Source organism: Bradyrhizobium sp. ORS 375, assembly GCF_000239775.1.
In the GTDB taxonomy this organism is placed as follows: Bacteria; Pseudomonadota; Alphaproteobacteria; order Rhizobiales; family Xanthobacteraceae; genus Bradyrhizobium.
In genome coordinates, this window is the sequence record NZ_CAFI01000477.1 from 1 (window position 1) to 17,734 (window position 17,734).

Here is a 17,734-nt window from a genome sequence, read left to right on the forward strand (position 1 = left end):
CGACGCGTTCGTCCCTCTGCTCGAGGCGGGATGCGCGCAGATAATCACGATTTCTGAAAAACTGCAATCAGAAACTTCGGTTTCAACGAAAAATCATAACGATCCCGCGCTGCCGGCGACGCGCACGGGCCATTCGAGGGTTCACCGAGCCCGTGGCCTCATCGTTGATTGATCCGGATCGACATCACCCGACCGCCCTTGAGCTCGAAGGAGAACGGATGCGGCGGATAGGTCCAGAGCTCGACGCCCTTCAATTCGCTCGGCTCGAAATGGCTGGGCTGGCCGAACACCGCCACCAGATCGTCGGTGGTGGCCCCGAGCCCGACGGTGCTGAGCTCATAACCCGGAGCCGTCGTGGTGCCGTCGCCCGTCACCTGCAGCGCGACGATCTTGTCGGCGGCGACGGTGACGACGAAATAGGGATAGTGCTCGCGCTGCCCGACGAAATAGATCCAGGCGACCTTGTCCTGCGGCTGCTTCAAGGTCCGGTGCGGCTGCCCGAGCGCCGCGGTGGCGGTTGCGGCGGCATCGCCGACCACCAGCGGACCCAGACGCATGCAGGCGCGCGCCATGACGGCGACCAGCAGATCCTGTGACAACTGACGCGGCGGCGTCACCGTGCAGGCGAAGCCGGCGCCGGCGCGCTTCCATTCGCCGCGCAGATCCTTCAGATCGGGCGGCAAAGCCGGTGACGGCGGAGACGGCGCGGGGCGGGACGCCGATGGCTGCGGCGCGGCTGGGCGTTGCGCCGATTGCGCCTGCGCCGAGGGCGACAGCCATCCCGCGAGCACCGCCGCGACCATTCCGACAAGCGCCGTTCGCACGCGACCCAAATTCCTCAGCATCTCGACGCCTACTTCCCACGCTTGCCCAGACCGCCAAAGGCGTCGGGATCGAACTTCCTCGGATCCACCGGCTCGTAGCGCGACCATTCCATGTCGGCAATCCCGTCATATTGCTTAAGCCACGCCGCATCCGCCGTCGTGTTGCCGAGCGCGACGGGGCGCAGCTCGACATGCAGGATCCTGCTGGGCCCGACCTCGGCGATCTTGTCGCCGCGCTTGTAGCGCGCGCCGACGGCCGGCATCTCCCCCTTGGCATCGGCGAGACGGCCGAGATGGACATAGCGGGTATAGAGAACGGCCCCATTGGGATAGCTGTGCTTCAGCACCAGATAGCGGCCGCAGCCGCCGATGACGGGCAGATCCGCAGGCGCCTGATCGGCCGCCTCGACCTTGACCACGACGCCGTCCTCCATCACGCCGACCGGCGCGCCCTCCTTGCCGGCGTCGACGTCGATGCCCGGATGATCGCGCAGCGACCAGCAGCCGCACGAGGACATCGCGGTTTCGGATGGCTGTGAGGCCGCCGGCGCGGCCGGCTGCGCCGTCTGGAATTCGTTGACCAGCAGTCCGGGCCCCTCGGCCGCGGTGTAGACGTGGACGGCGTAGAGCGTCAGCCTGCCGCCGACCTTCACCTCGCGCGGCAGGAAGCCGTAGACGACGTCCTGGACGAAGACCTTGAGGTCCCGCCCCTTGGCCGATCGCACCGTGATGCAGTTCGAGACGCCGATCGCCCCGACCTGGTCGAAGCCCGACATCGCCATCGATTTCTTCAAGAACCCGGTCGCACAGGGGCCGCCGGCATTCACCAGCGTGACCTCGAGCTTGAACGGCGCGCCGGACTTGATATCGACGCCCTTGGCCGGACGCGGCATCGCCAGGACATCGTCGAGACTGGTCTCCTGATAGCGCGCGTAGTTGAATGCGGCTTCGACGCTGTTGCCGGCCATGACTGCGACAGCCGACAGGACGGCAACCGCCCAGCGCGCAAACGGACGGGCACGCGTGACGCTCATCATTCCAATTCCCCACTCCCCGATCGATCCCCACCGCAGAGCCTACACGACAGAAGGGCAAAATCCACAACCGCTGCGGGATCAGGGAACCGGCCTCTGCGAACCTGCAAAAAAACATCAGGACCAGAGATCACCATGTCGGTTCGCGGCGGGCGGCTGCGTCCTTGGATCAGCCGGATCTCGAAGCGCCGGCTCGATGACACCGCGACCGCCGCGTCGTAACCGACGACACGCGGCCCGCACTGGCATGAAAGGACCCTGTGATGGCAAAGCCCAAGAACACGATCTGTCTGTGGTTCGACAAGGACGCGGAGGCCGCGGCGCGGTTCTATGCCGATCTGTTTCCGGACAGCCGGGTGGGCGACGTGCACCGCGCGCCGGGCGACTATCCCTCAGGCAAGACCGGCGATGTGCTGGTGGTGGAGTTCACCGTGTGCGGCATTCCCTGCGTCGGCCTCAACGGCGGACCGGCCTTCACGCATGATGAGGCCTTCTCGTTCCAGATCGCGACCGACGACCAGGAAGAGACCGACCGCTATTGGAACGCCATCGTCGGCCATGGCGGCAAGGAGAGCGCCTGCGGCTGGTGCAAGGACAAATGGGGCATCTCCTGGCAGATCACGCCGCGCGCGCTGACCGACGCGATGGCCGAAGGCGGCGACGTCGCCAAGCGCGTGTTCGCCGCGATGATGACGATGCACAAGATCGATGTCGCCGCGATCGAGGCGGCCAGGCGCGGCTGAGGGCGCGTCGCGGCGGAGCGCGGGCTGCGCTCCGGCCTCACGGACGTAGGCAGCGCAAGTGCAGGAACAGCGGCACGCGCAGCCAGCGGCGGCTGGAGTCGCGGGTGACGATCGCTTCCGGGATCGACGGCTCGCGCAGCCGCTCGATCAGGAAGCCCGCCTCTTCGAGCGCGGCAAAATAGCTCTGCAGTGGGCGATGCGCGCTGTGGAAGACGATGCTGTAGCCGTCGCGCTCCATCGGGTCGCTGTAGTTGAAGTCGTCGAGATAGCTGCCCTGGATAACGAACGGCGCGTCGTTCGCCAAACCAGCGAACTTGCCGGCCGAGTTGAGCGGATGGACGATCGCAAGGCACAGCCGGCCGCCCGGCCGCAGCACCCGTGCGGCCTCGCGCACCGCCTCCGGCATCGCATCGACGTCCTGCAGCGACATGAAGGCGATGGCGAGGTCGGCGCAGCCGTCGGCCAAGGGCAGCGACGCCGCATCGGCGCGCACGACGGCGATCGCGGGATCGGCGGCGCGCGCCGCTGCAATCAGCGAGGGCGAGGCGTCGATGCCGATCACCCTGTGTCCCGCGGAGGCGAGATGCCGCGACAGCCTTCCCTCGCCGCAGCCGATGTCCAGCGTCAGCGCGCCCGGGTCCGGCAGCAGGCTGACGAACTGCTCGCGATGATGACGCCAGAAGCTGTCATGGCCCGGCGCCCGTGCCCAGGCGAGCCATTGAGCGGCCTGATCTTCCCATTGCGCGCGCAGATTCATGGCGCCCCCCGCGTGACGGTTCAGCTCAAGAGCCGCGCGTCTTAGACCTCTTCCCGGAGCGAGTCATGTGACGTTTTCGTTGCAGCCTGTTCAGCCGCGCGCGGGCTCGGCGCAGATCTCCTCGAGGAAATCGAGGAAGGCGCGGGCGCGCGAGGAGATCAGCTTGCGGCTCGGAAAGATCGCGGTGAGCTGGGCCGCGCGGGTGTCGAACACGACCTCCCTGCCGATCTCGACGAGGCGGCCCTCGCCGAGCAGCTCGACGCAATAATGCTCCGGCAGGAACGACAGGCCGGCGCCGTGGGCGACGGCGCGGCGCACCGCCAGCGGATTGTTGATGCGCGCGACATGCGGCCCGACATCGAAGCGGAGCAGATGGCCGTGCTGCTTGATCATCAGCGTGCGGTCGCCGTAGCGGCGCTCGCAGATCATCAGATGGCTTTCCAGCGCGCGGACGTCCTCGCCGATGTCGTGCGCCGCGAGATAGGCCGGGCTGGTCACCCAGATCAGGCGGCCGCCGATCAGGACCTTCTGCGCCAGCTCGGAATCCTCCTGAACGCCGACCACCACGGCGATGTCGAAGCGATCCGCCAGCATGTCGATCGCCCGCGTGGTCGCCTCGACGTCGAGCTCGATGCGCGGATAGCGGCGGTGAAATTCGGCGAGCTTGGGCGCCAGGATCTCCTCGCAGAACGCCGGCGGCAGCGCCACCGACAGCCGGCCGTTGGGCACGCCGACCAGGCCGGTCATGACGGCGTCAGCCTCCGAGACCTGGTCGAGGATCTTCTGACACTGCTGGAAGAACAGCTCGCCCTCGCGCGTCACGCGGACGCGGCGCGAATTGCGATCGAACAGGCGAATGCCGAGGTCCTGCTCGAGCCGGGCGACCGACTTGCTGACGGAGGATTTCGGCATGCCGAGCGAGCGCGCAGCGCCGGTCATGCCGCCGGTCGCCACCACGGCATGAAACACCGGGATGTCCTCGATCCGCCACTTCATCCTGCGTCTACTCGTCCATCGATAGAAACGATCCGTACACGGTAGCACGATTGTCTAACACGGGAAACTTCGTAACGTCGGCCGCATCTCATGGGAGGACGACATGGCCCGGATCATCGGCGGCATCGGAGCATCGCACTCGCCCACCATCGGCTTCGCGCTCGACACCAAGAAGCAGAACGACCCGGCCTGGAAGCCGATCTTCGACGGCTTCGCGGTGGTGCGCGACTGGGTGAAGCGCAGCGAGGTCGACGTCCTGTTCATGATCTACAATGATCACATCACCTCGTTCTTCTTCGACCACTACTCGGCCTTCGCGCTCGGCATCGACGACCGCTATGTCGCGGCCGACGAAGGCGGCGGGCCGCGCGACGTACCGCCGGCCCGCGGCCATCTCGGCCTGTCGCAGCACATCGCGACGGCCATGGTGGCGGACGAGTTCGACATGGCGTTCTTCCAGGGCAAGCCGGTGGATCACGGCCTGCTGTCGCCGCTGTCGATGATGGGCGACGCCAGCGGTCCCTGGCGAGGTGCGGTGGTGCCGCTGCAGGTCGGCGTGCTGCAGCTGCCGATCCCCTCGGCAAAGCGGATGTGGAAGCTCGGCAAAACGCTGCGCAAGGCGATCGAGAGCTATCCGGAGGATCTGAAGGTCGCGATCGTCGCCACCGGCGGGCTGTCGCACCAGGTGCATGGCGAGCGCGCCGGCTTTCTGAACGAGGACTGGGACAATGAATTCCTCGAACTCCTGGAAAAGGATCCGGAGCAGCTGACCACCCTGCGCATCGCCGACTATGCAGCGAGGGGCGGCATGGAAGGCGCCGAGGTGATCATGTGGCTGATCATGCGCGGCGCGCTGTCGGAGAAGGTCAGGCTGGTGCACCGGCAGACCTATGCGCCGTCGGTGACCAATATCGCGACGCTGGTGTTCGAGGATCTCGGCGCGGCGCCCGACGCGCAGGAGGTCGCCGCCTACCGCGCGCATATCGGCCATGAGCTGGCCGGCGCGGAGACGCTGACCGGCACCTATCCGTTCACCCACGGCCGCAGCCAGGCCAATTTCCGCATCAACGACTTCCTGCACCGACTCGTCATTCCGGCGCATCGCAAGCGTTTCATTGAGGAATTCGACGCGGTGGCCGACGACTACGCCCTCACGGCCGAGGAGCGCGAGCTGATCCGGAACCGGCGCTGGATCGAGATGATCCGGCGCGGCGTCAGCTTCTTCGTGCTGGAGAAGATGGCGGCGGTGATCGGCGTGTCGAACCCGGAGGTCTATGCGGCGTTCCGGGGCGAGACCCTCGAGGCGTTCCTTGCGACGCGCAAGGTGCCGATGCGCTATTCGGTCGCCGGCGGCGCCAAGGCAGACGCGATCGACGGACATTGATGTCGACGCATGAGCTGCGCCGCCGCAAGGCGACGCAGCTCATGGCAGCGGCAGCTCGATCCCGCGCGCCTTGGCCCAGCGTTCCAGGATCTTGCACTCCTCCGCGTGGGCGACGCGGTTAGCGAAGCCGCGGATCTGAACCGCGCGGTGCCGCGGGTTGAGCTCGATCGTCAGCAGCCGCTGCGTCCTGCCCGCGTGACGGTAGCGCAGCGACCAGATCGAGGCGTAGCCGGCGATGCACTTATCCGCGTAGCTCGCCACACAATGATGCATCGCCCTGGATTCCGCGACGAGATCCTCGGCGGTCCGCAACTGCATGATGACATACGCGTCGCGCGTGGCCGAGCCTTTCGACGGGCTCCATGACCAGTCCATCAGCGCGGCCCCCGGCCAATGCGCCGCGGGCTCCGCCGTCCGTGGCTCCATACGGCCGCGGGCGATCTCGGCCCGCCGCCCCGCCGCCTCGATCCGCGCGATCACCGCGAGGTCGCGATGCCATGCGTTCATCAGCCGGCGCAGCGCGGCAAGAGAGCGGCCCTTGAGACTGAACCGGCGGTCGCGCCGGCGACGCTGCGCGATGTAGTCGCAGAGATCGTCGATCTCCTCGACCGTCGTCGGCTGCGCGCAGAAGAACTGCGCCGCCTCGCGCCAGAACGGGAGCTCGCTGCGCGGCGTCCGTGCAATGCTGGAACGCGCGATCCGCGCCGCGATGACGGGATCGTCGGTGTAGGAGCGCGCGATCGCCTGCCAGATCGCCTCGTCGAAGGCGACCTGCCCGAGCGGGTGAAGGAAGGCGTGAACCTCCTTGCGCGACAGCCAGGCCGAGGCGCCCGCCTTGTACAGCGAGCCGCCGCCGGCGGCCGCGATGTACCAGCGCTTGCGCAGGATCGCCTCGTCGCGGCCGAGCCCGCCGTCGTCGATCCAGATCTGCTCCAGATGCTGGGCCACCGCATAGCGGCCGAACAGATGACGCGCGGCCGCCAGCCGCAGCCGCGCGGCATCGCGCGTCTTCAACTGGGGCTTCCAGCTTTCGGGATCGCGAACGATGTCCGCCTCGAAGCCGCGGCGCGCCTCGCGGATCGCATTGTGCAGATCCGGCGGCGAACGCGTCGGCCGAACCGCGCGGCGCAGCGTCAGCTGATAGGCTTCAACCCGCGCGCGCTCGGCCTCCCGCCGGCGCGCCATCAATGACTGTGCCATGGTCGTTCAACATGATGGAGTGACTGTCAGCCGGACGCACTGCGGGCGTCGGCACGGATCGTGTCGCGCACAGTGGACTGGACATGGCTGATGGCCTCTCGCGTTGAACGCATCTGGAGTTGAAACGGGCGACGCTCATACATCCGATCTTCGGCGCGCGCAAGCGAAGAACCGCATCGAGCGGCGCCGAACGTGCTTGGCCTCCGCTTTGCATCGGTCTCTCATGAACCGGGTTGCTAGATGGAGTTGTCAGATGTCCGACAGCCTGCACACCGTTGTCGTGGCCAAAAAGGCCATCGAGGCGCACAATATGGCCTCGTTCGAGCTCGTCCCGGCGGATGATCAGCCGCTGCCGGGGTTCACGCCGGGCAGCCATATCGATGTGACCCTGCCGAACGGACTGACGCGGCAATATTCGCTGCTGAACAGCGCCGCCGAGCGCAACCGCTACTGCATCGGCGTGTGGAAGGATGCCAACAGCCGCGGCGGCTCCAAGGCGCTGCACCTCGACATCAACGAAGGCGACCGGCTGCAGGTCAGCCGCCCGCGCAACCGCTTCAAGATCAAGAACACCAAGCACGCGCTGCTCCTGGCGCGTGGCATCGGCGTCACGCCGATGCTCTCGATCGCCGACACGCTGAAAGCGAAGAAGATCCGGTTCGAGCTGCACTACGTGTTCGCGCTGATGTCGCCGGATTCGTTCCGCAGCACCATCGAAGCGTCCTCCTTCGCGGAGGACACCAGATATTACAAGGAAGCCAGCGAGGACAATCAGCTGCTGAAGGCGGCCAACCTGCTGGCCGACCGTCCTGACGACACCCAGCTGTTCATCTGCGGCGCCGACTGGTGGATGGATCCGATCATCGCGCTCGCCAAGCAGAAGGGCTTTGCCGAGGAGCGCATTCATGTCGAGCGCTTCACCGCGAAGGCCGCGGCCGCGCTGCTCGACAAGGTGTTCGACGTCACCATCAAGAGCACCGGCGCGACCTTCAAGATTCCCGGTGACAAGACCGTCACCGCGTTCCTCGAGGAGAACGGCGTCAAGATCGCGACCTCCTGCGAGCAGGGCATGTGCGGCACCTGCAAGACCAGGGTCGTCGACGGCGAGATCGATCACCGCGACAAACGCCTCTCCGCCGCGCAACGGGCCGAGGGCTACTTCCTCCCCTGCGTGTCGCGGGCGAAGGGCGACCGGCTGGTGCTGGATCTGTAGCGGCCGTGACCACCGAGACCGATTTGTGGCAGACCGCGTGGATCATCGCCGAGCAGCATGGCCGCGATGGGCCCGCCTTCGCGGCCCGCATGGCCGATAGTTTCAAGCTCGGCCACAGGATGGACGCGCATCAGGCGTGGCGCTCGATCGCCGCCAAGGTGGCGGTGCTGATCGAGGCCCATGCGTCGCGCCACGCGCACCGGCATTGATGTCGAAAAACGGACAGCGCCGCTCGCGCTGTTCGGAATCGGACAACGCGCTCGACGCCGTGAGTCCGGGGCGGCGCGCAGCGGCGAGCCCGGAATGACGAGAACGACCGCGCCGCGCGCCCGGAACGGAATTTGCTCCGGGGATGGCAGGTCCCCCTGTGACCGTCCAACGTGCGCGAGCTGATAGCTCACGACTTGTGAGGAACCATGTCCGTGTCACCGTCCAGCGCCGCGGAGATGCCGGCTGCCGCCGACATCGCGCTCGCTTACCATGCCCGCACCAAGCACAGCCTGAAACGCTATGCGGCCGGACCCGAGACGCTGGACTGGGATGCGCAGCCGAATCCGTTCCGCGAGTTCGCCGGCTGCGCGCGCACCGCTCTGCCGCTGACCTCGGATCGTCTCGCGGCGAGCTTCGCCGAGGCCTGCCAAGGTACGGCACACGTCCAGCCGTTCACCATCGACAGCGTCGCGCTGCTGCTGGAATTGTCGTTCGGGCTTGCGGCGTGGAAGGAATACGGCCCGGACCGCTGGGCGCTGCGCTGCAATCCGTCGAGCGGCAATCTGCATCCGACCGACGTCTATGTGATCGCAGAAAACGTCAGCGGCCTCGGCGATGGACTGCATCACTACGTCAGCCGCGACCATGTGCTGGAGCAGCGTTGCCGCCGTGGCACGGCATCACCAAACGAGCCGCGGCTGTGGCTCGGCCTGTCGTCGATCCATTGGCGCGAGGCCTGGAAATATGGCGAGCGCGCGTTCCGCTATTGCCAGCTCGACCTCGGCCATGCGCTCGGCGCCATCAGCTACGCCGCGGCGACGCTCGGCTGGAGCGCTCGCGTCGTCGACGGCATCGACAGCGCGCCGCTCGCCGCCATCATGGGCCTCGATCGCGCCGGTGATTTCGCAGGCGTCGAACCCGAGGACGCGGATGTTCTGATTGCCATCACGCCGCGCGAGGCGCGCCGTCCGGCGCGGCCATCCGTGCCGCAGCCCTATACGATCGGCGATATGTGGACAGGCATGGCCAACCGGCTCGACCGGCATCCGCTGTACCGCTGGCCGGTCATCGCCGAAGTCAGCACAGCCACGACCGGCGCGGCGCAAGAGACCATCATGCCGCCGGCGGCTCTCCCGCCGCGCGGGCCGCAATCGCCGGCACGCGCGGCCGAGCTCATTCTCAATCGCCGCAGCGCGCAGCGGTTCGACGCCAAGTTCACGATGACGCGCGGCGCCTTTCAGCAGATGCTCGACGCAATGCTGCCGCGCGCCACGCCGCCTTGGAACGCCTGGCCCTTCGCAGCGCGGGTCCATCCCCTGCTGTTCGTGCACCGCGTCGACGGCCTCACACCCGGGCTCTACGCGCTGCCGCGCAGCCCCGGGGCGGAGGCCAGCCTGCGGCGCGCGCTGCGTCCCGACTTCGACTGGCAACGCGTCGGCAGCGCGCCTGATCATCTGCCGCTGTTTCACCTGCTGCCGACCGACAGCCGCGGCGTGATCCGCACCGCGAGCTGCCACCAGGCCATCGCCAGCGACAGCTGCTTCGCCGTGGCGATGCTCGCCGAGTTCGCGCCCCTCATCGGCGACAACCCGTGGCGTTATCGCCAGCTGCATTGGGAGGCCGGTCTGATCGGCCACGTGCTGTATCTCGAGGCCGAGGCGGCTGGCCTGCGCGGCACCGGCATCGGCTGCTATTTCGACGACTCGGTGCACGACATGCTCGGCGTCGTCGGAGATCAGCTCCAGACGCTCTATCACTTCACCGTCGGCCGTCCCCTGACCGATGATCGCATCACGACGCTGCCAGCCTATGCGGGCCGCACACGCAATGAAGCGGGAGTCCTGCCATGAGAGGATTGCCATGAGAGCGCGCATTCCGTTCCAGCGCATCGACGTTGGCCATGCGGCCGAGCTCCTGCAGCGTGACGACGTGCTGCGCTTCGACGTCCGCGATCAGACCTCGTTCGCTGCTGCTCACATCGCCGGCGCGCAACACCTCACCCAGCGCAATCTCTCCGAGCTGATCACCGGCACGACCAGGCGCACGCCGATCCTGATCTACTGCTATCACGGCAACGCCAGCCAGGACTATGCGCGGACCTTCTCGGATTTCGGCTTCACGGAGGTCTACAGCCTCGACGGCGGCTATGAGGCGTGGCGGCAGCGCTTTCCCGCACGGAGCGGAGCGGCGGACGTCAGTCCGACACTGGCGGCCTGGCTCGTCGCCCAGGGCTTTGCGGCAGATGCGGTCGACGCCACGATCGCCAACCGAACCACGCCGCTGATGAAAGCCGCGCATCTCGGCAACGTCGCCATTATCCGCGAGCTGCTCGCCGCAGGCGCCGACATCACGGCCAGGAACGCGGACGGCAACAACGCGCTCTGGCTCGCCTGCGTCGGGCGGCATCTCGAGGCCATCGACGCGCTGGTCGAGGCCGGCATCGATCTCGACAACAGCAACGACAACGGCGCGACTGCGCTGATGTATGCGTCGTCGTCCGGCAAGGCCGAGGTGGTCGCGCATCTGCTCGCCAAGGGCGCCGATATCAGCGCCGAGACGCTGGACGGGTTTTCCGCGCTCGACATGGCCGCCTCGCTGGAGTGTCTGACGCTGCTGCGACAGGCGGCGAAGGCGAAAACGCCGTCAGCGCCCGAGATTCGGCCATGACCGTCATTGAGCATGATTTCGGGATGCAGCAACGCCAGACCGAGCGCCGGTTCCGTACGCTGCTCAGCCTCGACGCACTGCACGAGACCAACGTCCGCGCCAATCCGATCCCCTATCTGGAGCGCGCCAGTGAGCGCATCTATCAGCTCGAGAAGGCGCTGTTCGAAGCACTGCAAGCGGCAACGGCGTCGGCCGACGATGATGAGATGATCACCATCAGCAAAGCCGAGCTTCGGCGCCTGCAGAAGTGCCGCGCCGTCGTCGAGCATGCATATAAGCAGCTGGTCGCCGACCAGCCTGGAACGACCGAATAAGCTTGTGGTGGAGACCAAGATGAGTGACGGCTTCTTCGTGGACTGGGACGGTAACCTCCGCAGCGCGGCGGATCCCGGCGGTGGCTATCTCTGCGATATCGACACGGTCGCGCGCTATGTCGCGGTGACGACGAAGAACGGCACACTGGTGCACGAGGCGACGTTCTTCAGGACCACGGCCGATGTCGAGAAGGCCGGCATCAAGGCCCAGCTGGTGCCCGGAAGTCATCCCTGGGGGAAGAAGGCGGATGGGTTTTGAGAGCCCATGATTAAGAGCGTCATTGTGAGCGAAGCAATATCCATTGCCTCATGCGCGACTCTGGATTGGTTCGCTGCGCGCTTCGGTCGCAATAACCAATAGGCGCATTGGTTCGCGCACTCAGGCTATTCGAGATTTCGTATGCAGCAGCGGCAAACTCTGCTGTCGTCCCGGCCTCGAGCCGGGACCCAGAGCCACTGGCTGTCGTTTGGGGCGGGCTCATCGTCAGCGTCGCGCCCACCACGACAGCCGCGGAGTATGGGTCCCGGCTCAAGGCCGGGACGACACCTTTGGTCGTTGCACGAGCTGGGCAGTCCGGCGAAGCGAAGCCGTCCAGAGTCCCCCGCGCGATCCTGGATCGGTTCGTCGCTGCGCTCCTCGCAACGACGCATGAACAGAGAAAGGCATCAATCCGGGTGGATCATGATCTCCATGGTCTCGTCGAGATCGTCGAACGGATCGGGGAAGCTCATATCCTCGACCAGTGCGACGCCACACAGGCAAACCTCCCCGTCGATGATGGCGAGCGCGATCGGCTCCAGGCTCTGGCCTTCGCAGGCTCCAGCGTTGCAAAGGCCGGTGTCGATCTCGAAAGTCGCGCCGTGGCGGCCGCAGCGGAGCAGCGTCTGCTCGGCATTGAAGAACTGGCCACTGCCGATGTTCAGCCATTTGCCGTCGTGCGGACAGGTGTTGACATAGCCGGCGAAGCCACCGGATGCGGTGTGGATGATCACGATGGGAAACGGGCGCGCCTCGCCATTGTCGCCGATCCGGGACAGGCTGAACGCCTTGGCTTCGCCTTTGGCGATGCCTGTGGTCGGACAGATGACGAAGACTTCCGGCTCACGTTCGGTCATGAGCTGATCTCCCTGATGGCGCGACGGGAGCAGCGGGCCTTGACAACGTCTCCTGTCGCAAACCCGACGGCCGCGGCCCGAACAGGCGATCCACGGCGCGCCACTCTCGATGTGTCCCGATCCTTGCATGATGCATGCCGTCCGCGCTGAGACCGCGCATATGTCGGCTTGGAGACAATGATGGCCGCGATGAAGTTCTACATGACGCCGGGATCGTGCTCGACCGGCATCCACATCATCCTCGAAGAGCTCGAGGAGGTATTCGAGGCTCATATCGTCAATCTGCCGGCGGGCGACAATTTCAAGCCGGACTACGTCGCGATCAATCCGAAATCGACGATTCCCGCGCTGGTGCGCGGCGACGGCAGCGTGCTGACCGAGGTGCCCGCGATCGCCTACTGGCTCGGCCGTTCCCGGCCGCGTGCCAGGCTGTGGCCCTCGGATATCGACGCCGAAACGCGGCTGCTCGAAGCCATGACCTATATCGCTGGCACCGTGCACGGCCATGGCTTCGCCCGCATCTTCGCCACGCCGACCTTCAGCCGCAACGAGGCCGATCAGGAGTCCGTGCGCGCGCTCGGCCGCAACATCGTCGTGAAGGGGTTCGCGATCCTGAACAGGATGCTCGGCGAGCAGCCTTATCTGGGTGGCGACTTCTCGGTCGCCGATCCGATCCTGTTCTATGTCGAGTTCTGGGCCGACAAGACCGACATCGCCCTGCCCGCCAACCTGCTCGCGCACTACCGGCGGATGCTGGCCCGCCCGGTCGTACAGCGCGTGCTTCGCGAGGAAGGCTATAATCCGGAGACGCTAGGGCAGACTGACCGCGCGTAGCCGATCTACTCCGCCGCCTCCGGCAGCAGCTCGTGGTCGCCGAGGTCGATGCCGCGGAAGATGGCGCAGCGGCGGAAGACGGCGATCGTCGGGCGGACGCGTTTGTGGTGGCAGTATTTTGCGACCAGCTTGGCGAGTCCCTTGATGTCGCGCCCCGATGCGCCGGGGAAGGTCTCCACGAGCTGATCGATGATCGCGCTTTCGACCGTCAACCCGAACTGATCGCACATCACCCGCCAGATCCGGCCGCGCGCGTCGGCGTCCGGCGCCTGGAACTTGATCAGCGCGATGCAGCGCGAGACGATGGCTTCGTCGATGTCGTCGATGCGGTTGGTGGTGAGGAACAACAGACCGTTGAAATATTCGAGCACGCGCAGGAACACGCCGACGACCGCGTTCATCGTCATGTCGTCCTCGCGCCGCTTGATGTAGACGTCGGCCTCGTCGATCAGCATCACCGCGCCCCAGCGCTGCGCGCGCGTCAGCGCGTCCTTCAGCGCGCTTTCCATCGCCGCGACGTTCAATCCGAGCTGGCCGGAATGTACCCGGTACAAGGGACGACCGATGATCTCGGCATAGACCTCGGCCGTCAGCGTCTTGCCGACACCGGGCGGACCCGCGCAGAGCACGGTGGTGCCGCCGGACTTGCCGGCGACGATGTCGTCCATCAGCAGGTCCATCTCGGCGGTGAGGATGTCAATCAGGTCGGTCTGCTCCTCCGGCAGCACCAGCTTCTGCTTCAGCTCCGGCTGATACGCATAAGGCACCATGTCGTCGGCATGCACCCAGAGATAATGGTGCAGGTCGAGATGGAACATCAGCATGTACGGATGGACGGGAATGCGGCAGAAGACGCCTTTCGGGATCGCCGCCCTGGATTCTTCAACCTCCTGCTCGGCATCGTAGAGATTGCTCTTCGCGGCCTTGCGCAGATACTGCCCGAGGATATCGCCGGTGACTTCCAGGGTCAGGGCGCGCTCGGTCAGGATGCCCTCGTCATTGACGAGCCGCGCCGTGCCGCCGCCGGACGACAGCACGATCACGTCCTTGCGCGATCAATCCATGTCGCGATGCGACGCGTTCGGATCGTCGGCGAAGAAGCCGATGCCGCGACCGGAGAACTGCGCGCCGTAGCGGCCGCGCCAGGCGAAGTAGCGCTCCGCCGTCTCGTCATAGGCCGCGATCAGTTCGGGCGTCTCCTTCAGGAAGCCCTTGGCGGCGAAGATCTCGGCCACGGTCCTGCCGACGATATCGCCCGCGGAGATGCGCAGCGTCGACGTCGTGATCGCACCCTTGGCGTTGGCCTTGAGCTCGATGAAGACGCGGCCCGACTCGTCGTTCGACGGGGCCGTGTAATCGAGCCGGGTGACGACATAGGGCAGCGGTCGGCTGGCGACGTTGGCGGTGAACATCCAGCCGCGGATCGCGCCCGAGATCAGATAGCGCGCGATCGCCGGCAGCACCTGCTCCAGCTCATGCTCGGAGAAGCGCGTGCCGGAATCGCTGAAGGCGCGCTGCAGGGTTGCGATGTGCGCGGCACGGGCATGCCATTCGGGGCCGGCCTGCTGATAGAAGTCGCGCAGGCTGTCAAGCTCCACGGCCGCGAGCTGCGCGAGGTTGACTTCGACCTTGTCGCCGAAGCGCAACTGCTCCTTCAGCGCGGCAAGATGCGGAAAGGCGGCCGCCATCGCCTCGATGGCTGGGCGGTCGATCTGCAGCTTCATCCGTGATCACTCCACGTCACGCTCACGACGACACGCCTGTCGGCTGACGGACCGCCTCGCTCTTGGCCAGCAGAAGCCGGTTGGCGGCGAGCGAGAACTCCTGCCAGGCGGCGGCGATGTCGCGCAGGATGGCCTGCACATAGTCCTTTGACGGCTTGTGCTCGAACGGGAAGTTCGACAGCGCGCACGAGGTCCGGTTGAACGCGACAGCATCGTCGAGCAGCGACTGCATGACGTCGCGGAACGGCTTCTGGATCTCCGGCATCAGCGCCGAGCGCCCGCGTTCGACCGTGACGTCGCGCATGTCGAACGTCAGCGCATCCAGCACCTGAAGCGCCGCCGCGAACACCTGCTCCATGGCGCCGAGCACGGCGAGCTGGGTCAGTTGCTCGCGCTGCTGCGTGGCGAGGCTGCGGTTGAGCCGCTGCCGGTAATCGTCGAACGCCGCATCGCGTTGGGCGGCGACCCAGGAGGCGAACCAGGCGAGGCTCGCCGCGTTGCCGGACAGCCCCTCGCCGATCGCCGCCGCGCGCCCGATCGACGTCTCCGTCGCCACGCGCGTGAGCGCCCGTTCGATGCGCCTGGCGGCGTTCACGGCGCCTTCGAGATAGCCGGCGGCATGGCTCGCGGTCTCGGCGCCGCCGAGATGTAGCCGGCCGTCCCACAGCGCCCGCCGCAGCATCGGATTGGCGATTTCGCTGTGCTCGCCGCGCGGCGTGGCGCGATCCAGCGCACTGCAGGTGAAGCGCTCGGTCGCCCAGTCCTGATAATGCTGCTCACCGCCGTCCAGCGCCGCGCCGAACAGCTGCACCATCTGGCTGTCCATCAGCATCGGCAAGCCGACATTGAAGGCTTCGCGCAGATCCGGCGGGAAGGCGAGGAAGCCGCCGAGCGCGGCGCGATCGCCGCCTTCATCGCAGGCGTCGAAGATCTCGCCGACCACCGCCTGCTCATGGCTGACGAAGGCGTTGCCCGACTGCCCCTTGTCGCGCCAATGCGCCTGGTCGTAGGCGATCACGACCTTCGCCTGCGCCGCCATCCAGGTCTCTGCGTTGCGCATCGCCTCGAAGGTCGCATCATCGAGCGCCGGGAAGAAGCCGACGTGATCGATCAGGAGCCGCGGCGGCAGCGCGAGCACGGCCCGCTTCGCCTCGATCGCCACCGACTCGGTCTCGGTGGCGAAGATCAGCCGCACATGCGTACCGCAATCGACGATGCGCATCAGCTCATGGCCGAGATGAATGACGGACGACGGCAGCTCGCGCGCCAGCGCCTCGATCAGCCGGGTCATGCCGCCGGAGAGCCGGCGCGCGCCCTGGTGGATCGGCGGACCGCTGATCGGCTCGGCCGCCTTGTCGGCCTCTTTCAGGTGAAGCACCGTGCCGTCATCGTGCTGGGCGAAATGCGACAGGCCGAGCTCGGCGATCAGGCCGGTCAATTGCGGCTGGGTCTCGGGCCAGAACCAGGTCGGTCCGAGGTCCAGCGCGAGCCCTGCCTTGCTCCTGGCGGAAAGGACCCGCCCGCCCAGGCGATGTCGGGCTTCGAACAAGGCAAACGTACCGCCGCTCTGCTGCAGGCTGCGCGCGAGCGTCATTCCGCACAATCCACCGCCGACAATGGCTGTTTCAAGCATGACAAGACCTCGGTTGGTGCGTTGCGATGTCATCGCGATCGGGTCTTGCAAGAAGCTTGCAAGTTTTTGCGGACGCCGCGTGTGCGATTCCAGACACGGCTTGATTTTCGCAAGCGGTTGGCCCAACTCATCACGATGAGCGATAAGAGCAAGATCCTGGCCGCCAATGCGGCCTTCTACGCAGCCTTCGCGGCCGGTGATTTTGCCGCGCTCGCATCGCTCTGGGCGGATCGCGACAGCATCTCCTGCATTCATCCGGGATGGCCGGCGATCATCGGTCGCGCCGCCGTGATCGGCAGCTGGCGCGACATTCTCGGAAATCCGCAACGTCCGCAGATCGTCTGCGCCGATCCTCACGCGATCGTCGACGGCGATCACGGCCACGTGCTGTGCATCGAGCTGGTCGATGGCGCCGCGCTCGCCGCCGCCAATCACTTTGCGTGGGTCGACGGCGCGTGGCGCATGGTGCACCACCAGTCCAGCGCGATCGCGCAGCTGGTCTCCTCGCACGACGATCCGGACGGCCAGCGCCTGCACTAGACGTCCCGCATCTGGCACGAATTTTGATGTGCTCTGTCTCACCGGCTGCAATGTCGGGGATTGTTGAATTTCGTCGCGTCGGATTCGGGCCAACTCTCCGTATTCGCGCGGGTCATCGGCACGCTGCTGAGAGCGGCGTGCAGATGCGGACGGGAGACACGAGATGGCACGGCTACTGACCGCCTATCTGAAGCGCAGCGATGTGCCGTCGCGCGCAGCGTTGCAGCAGGCGATCGATCGCCTGCCCTTCGCGCTGACGCTCGATGACGGTTATGTGCCGCTGCAGAGCTCCGGCTACCTGCCCTGCACGCTCGACGGCGAGGATGCCGGCTTCGATCTGCGCTTTGCCGACGTCTCCGATGTCAGCGCAGATGGCTGCGACGTCGCGATGACATTCAAGTGGGGTGGCGATCCGCGCGAGGAGGCAGCCGCGCTCGCCGTCTGTGCCGCGCTCGCCCGGGCGTTCGGCGGGATCGTCGAGCGCGATGGTGCGCGGCTTTCACCCGACCACATGCTCGAACAGGCGAAGGGAGCACTGGTATGAA

At 66.5% G+C, this 17,734-nt stretch carries 18 protein-coding genes and 1 pseudogene; 11 read left to right on the top strand and 8 right to left on the bottom strand.

Annotation, left to right across the window (positions count from 1 at the left end):
- Positions 1-158: 158 nt before the first annotated feature.
- Positions 159-824 carry a hypothetical protein gene (locus tag BRAO375_RS32890; RefSeq protein WP_244423406.1) on the bottom strand — a complete coding sequence of 222 codons (666 nt, stop codon included), beginning with the start codon at positions 822-824 and terminating at the stop codon, positions 159-161.
- Positions 825-853: 29 nt separating this feature from the next.
- On the bottom strand, positions 854-1,858 hold the full coding sequence (locus BRAO375_RS32895; RefSeq protein WP_139031527.1) for a M23 family metallopeptidase: 1,005 nt from the start codon (positions 1,856-1,858) through the stop codon (positions 854-856).
- Between the two features lie 263 nt (positions 1,859-2,121).
- On the opposite strand from BRAO375_RS32895, the gene BRAO375_RS32900 reads away from it, so the two are divergent.
- The gene (locus BRAO375_RS32900) at positions 2,122-2,601 is read left to right on the top strand and encodes a VOC family protein (RefSeq protein WP_009031760.1); all 480 of its coding nucleotides are present in this window, start codon (positions 2,122-2,124) and stop codon (positions 2,599-2,601) included.
- A gap of 37 nt (positions 2,602-2,638) precedes the next feature.
- Here BRAO375_RS32900 and BRAO375_RS32905 read toward each other — a convergent pair whose 3' ends face one another.
- Together BRAO375_RS32905 and BRAO375_RS32910 are read right to left on the bottom strand one after the other, a co-directional pair.
- Positions 2,639-3,358: a class I SAM-dependent methyltransferase gene (locus tag BRAO375_RS32905; RefSeq protein WP_009031761.1), complete on the bottom strand. Its 720-nt coding sequence runs from the start codon at positions 3,356-3,358 to the stop codon at positions 2,639-2,641.
- 90 nt (positions 3,359-3,448) lie between these two features.
- The gene (locus BRAO375_RS32910) at positions 3,449-4,354 is read right to left on the bottom strand and encodes a LysR family transcriptional regulator (RefSeq protein ID WP_009031762.1); all 906 of its coding nucleotides are present in this window, start codon (positions 4,352-4,354) and stop codon (positions 3,449-3,451) included.
- 103 nt (positions 4,355-4,457) lie between these two features.
- On the opposite strand from BRAO375_RS32910, the gene BRAO375_RS32915 reads away from it, so the two are divergent.
- A complete protein-coding gene (locus BRAO375_RS32915) occupies positions 4,458-5,738 on the top strand; it encodes a gallate dioxygenase (RefSeq protein ID WP_009031763.1) in 1,281 nt (426 codons plus the stop codon).
- 39 nt (positions 5,739-5,777) lie between these two features.
- Here BRAO375_RS32915 and BRAO375_RS32920 read toward each other — a convergent pair whose 3' ends face one another.
- Positions 5,778-6,938: a PcfJ domain-containing protein gene (locus BRAO375_RS32920; RefSeq protein ID WP_035643387.1), complete on the bottom strand. Its 1,161-nt coding sequence runs from the start codon at positions 6,936-6,938 to the stop codon at positions 5,778-5,780.
- 253 nt (positions 6,939-7,191) lie between these two features.
- Between BRAO375_RS32920 and BRAO375_RS32925 the strand changes: the two genes are divergently transcribed.
- From BRAO375_RS32925 to BRAO375_RS32950, 6 genes are all read left to right on the top strand, one after another.
- Positions 7,192-8,151 carry a PDR/VanB family oxidoreductase gene (locus BRAO375_RS32925; RefSeq protein WP_009031765.1) on the top strand — a complete coding sequence of 320 codons (960 nt, stop codon included), beginning with the start codon at positions 7,192-7,194 and terminating at the stop codon, positions 8,149-8,151.
- 5 nt (positions 8,152-8,156) lie between these two features.
- Positions 8,157-8,360 (top strand): hypothetical protein, encoded by a 204-nt coding sequence (locus BRAO375_RS32930; RefSeq protein ID WP_009031766.1) that lies wholly within the window; start codon positions 8,157-8,159, stop codon positions 8,358-8,360.
- Positions 8,361-8,567: 207 nt separating this feature from the next.
- Positions 8,568-10,211, top strand: coding sequence for a nitroreductase family protein (locus tag BRAO375_RS32935; RefSeq protein ID WP_009031767.1), 1,644 nt, complete (start codon positions 8,568-8,570; stop codon positions 10,209-10,211).
- A gap of 79 nt (positions 10,212-10,290) precedes the next feature.
- Positions 10,291-11,028 (top strand): ankyrin repeat domain-containing protein, encoded by a 738-nt coding sequence (locus tag BRAO375_RS32940; RefSeq protein WP_009031768.1) that lies wholly within the window; start codon positions 10,291-10,293, stop codon positions 11,026-11,028.
- Positions 11,025-11,342: a hypothetical protein gene (locus BRAO375_RS32945; protein ID WP_009031769.1), complete on the top strand. Its 318-nt coding sequence runs from the start codon at positions 11,025-11,027 to the stop codon at positions 11,340-11,342. The genes BRAO375_RS32940 and BRAO375_RS32945 overlap by 4 nt, the downstream gene beginning before the upstream one ends.
- Before the next feature lie 19 nt (positions 11,343-11,361).
- Positions 11,362-11,601, top strand: coding sequence for a hypothetical protein (locus tag BRAO375_RS32950; RefSeq protein ID WP_009031770.1), 240 nt, complete (start codon positions 11,362-11,364; stop codon positions 11,599-11,601).
- Between the two features lie 407 nt (positions 11,602-12,008).
- On the opposite strand, the gene BRAO375_RS32955 is transcribed toward BRAO375_RS32950, so the two are convergent.
- Positions 12,009-12,458 carry a Rieske (2Fe-2S) protein gene (locus BRAO375_RS32955; RefSeq protein ID WP_009031771.1) on the bottom strand — a complete coding sequence of 150 codons (450 nt, stop codon included), beginning with the start codon at positions 12,456-12,458 and terminating at the stop codon, positions 12,009-12,011.
- A 189-nt stretch (positions 12,459-12,647) separates the two neighbouring features.
- Here BRAO375_RS32955 and BRAO375_RS32960 point away from each other — a divergent pair, with 189 nt between their 5' ends.
- Positions 12,648-13,292, top strand: a complete 645-nt coding sequence (locus BRAO375_RS32960) for a glutathione S-transferase family protein (RefSeq protein WP_009031772.1) — start codon at positions 12,648-12,650, stop codon at positions 13,290-13,292.
- A 5-nt stretch (positions 13,293-13,297) separates the two neighbouring features.
- On the opposite strand, the pseudogene BRAO375_RS32965 reads toward BRAO375_RS32960, so the two are convergent.
- Together BRAO375_RS32965 and BRAO375_RS32970 are read right to left on the bottom strand one after the other, a co-directional pair.
- Positions 13,298-15,016, bottom strand: a pseudogene (locus tag BRAO375_RS32965) (ATP-binding protein).
- Between the two features lie 22 nt (positions 15,017-15,038).
- Positions 15,039-16,649 carry a flavin monoamine oxidase family protein gene (locus BRAO375_RS32970; protein ID WP_009031775.1) on the bottom strand — a complete coding sequence of 537 codons (1,611 nt, stop codon included), beginning with the start codon at positions 16,647-16,649 and terminating at the stop codon, positions 15,039-15,041.
- Positions 16,650-16,784: 135 nt separating this feature from the next.
- On the opposite strand from BRAO375_RS32970, the gene BRAO375_RS32975 reads away from it, so the two are divergent.
- Both BRAO375_RS32975 and BRAO375_RS32980 read left to right on the top strand, forming a co-directional pair.
- The gene (locus BRAO375_RS32975) at positions 16,785-17,189 is read left to right on the top strand and encodes a nuclear transport factor 2 family protein (protein WP_035643392.1); all 405 of its coding nucleotides are present in this window, start codon (positions 16,785-16,787) and stop codon (positions 17,187-17,189) included.
- Positions 17,190-17,352: 163 nt separating this feature from the next.
- Positions 17,353-17,733: a hypothetical protein gene (locus BRAO375_RS32980; RefSeq protein ID WP_009031777.1), complete on the top strand. Its 381-nt coding sequence runs from the start codon at positions 17,353-17,355 to the stop codon at positions 17,731-17,733.
- The last annotated feature ends 1 nt before the right edge of the window (position 17,734 follow it).

What these genes read in the sequence shown, in the direction of transcription:
- BRAO375_RS32935 (WP_009031767.1), top strand. Translation starts at nt 8,568, where the DNA reads ATGTCCGTGTCACCGTCCAGCGCCGCGGAGATGCCGGCTGCCGCCGAC.
- BRAO375_RS32980 (WP_009031777.1), top strand. Translation starts at nt 17,353, where the DNA reads ATGGCACGGCTACTGACCGCCTATCTGAAGCGCAGCGATGTGCCGTCG.
- BRAO375_RS32905 (WP_009031761.1), bottom strand. Translation starts at nt 3,358, where the DNA reads ATGAATCTGCGCGCGCAATGGGAAGATCAGGCCGCTCAATGGCTCGCC.
- BRAO375_RS32910 (WP_009031762.1), bottom strand. Translation starts at nt 4,354, where the DNA reads ATGAAGTGGCGGATCGAGGACATCCCGGTGTTTCATGCCGTGGTGGCG.
- BRAO375_RS32915 (WP_009031763.1), top strand. Translation starts at nt 4,458, where the DNA reads ATGGCCCGGATCATCGGCGGCATCGGAGCATCGCACTCGCCCACCATC.
- BRAO375_RS32920 (WP_035643387.1), bottom strand. Translation starts at nt 6,938, where the DNA reads ATGGCACAGTCATTGATGGCGCGCCGGCGGGAGGCCGAGCGCGCGCGG.
- BRAO375_RS32975 (WP_035643392.1), top strand. Translation starts at nt 16,785, where the DNA reads ATGAGCGATAAGAGCAAGATCCTGGCCGCCAATGCGGCCTTCTACGCA.
- BRAO375_RS32900 (WP_009031760.1), top strand. Translation starts at nt 2,122, where the DNA reads ATGGCAAAGCCCAAGAACACGATCTGTCTGTGGTTCGACAAGGACGCG.
- BRAO375_RS32925 (WP_009031765.1), top strand. Translation starts at nt 7,192, where the DNA reads ATGTCCGACAGCCTGCACACCGTTGTCGTGGCCAAAAAGGCCATCGAG.
- BRAO375_RS32895 (WP_139031527.1), bottom strand. Translation starts at nt 1,858, where the DNA reads ATGAGCGTCACGCGTGCCCGTCCGTTTGCGCGCTGGGCGGTTGCCGTC.
- BRAO375_RS32955 (WP_009031771.1), bottom strand. Translation starts at nt 12,458, where the DNA reads ATGACCGAACGTGAGCCGGAAGTCTTCGTCATCTGTCCGACCACAGGC.
- BRAO375_RS32950 (WP_009031770.1), top strand. Translation starts at nt 11,362, where the DNA reads ATGAGTGACGGCTTCTTCGTGGACTGGGACGGTAACCTCCGCAGCGCG.
- BRAO375_RS32960 (WP_009031772.1), top strand. Translation starts at nt 12,648, where the DNA reads ATGAAGTTCTACATGACGCCGGGATCGTGCTCGACCGGCATCCACATC.
- BRAO375_RS32970 (WP_009031775.1), bottom strand. Translation starts at nt 16,649, where the DNA reads ATGCTTGAAACAGCCATTGTCGGCGGTGGATTGTGCGGAATGACGCTC.
- BRAO375_RS32945 (WP_009031769.1), top strand. Translation starts at nt 11,025, where the DNA reads ATGACCGTCATTGAGCATGATTTCGGGATGCAGCAACGCCAGACCGAG.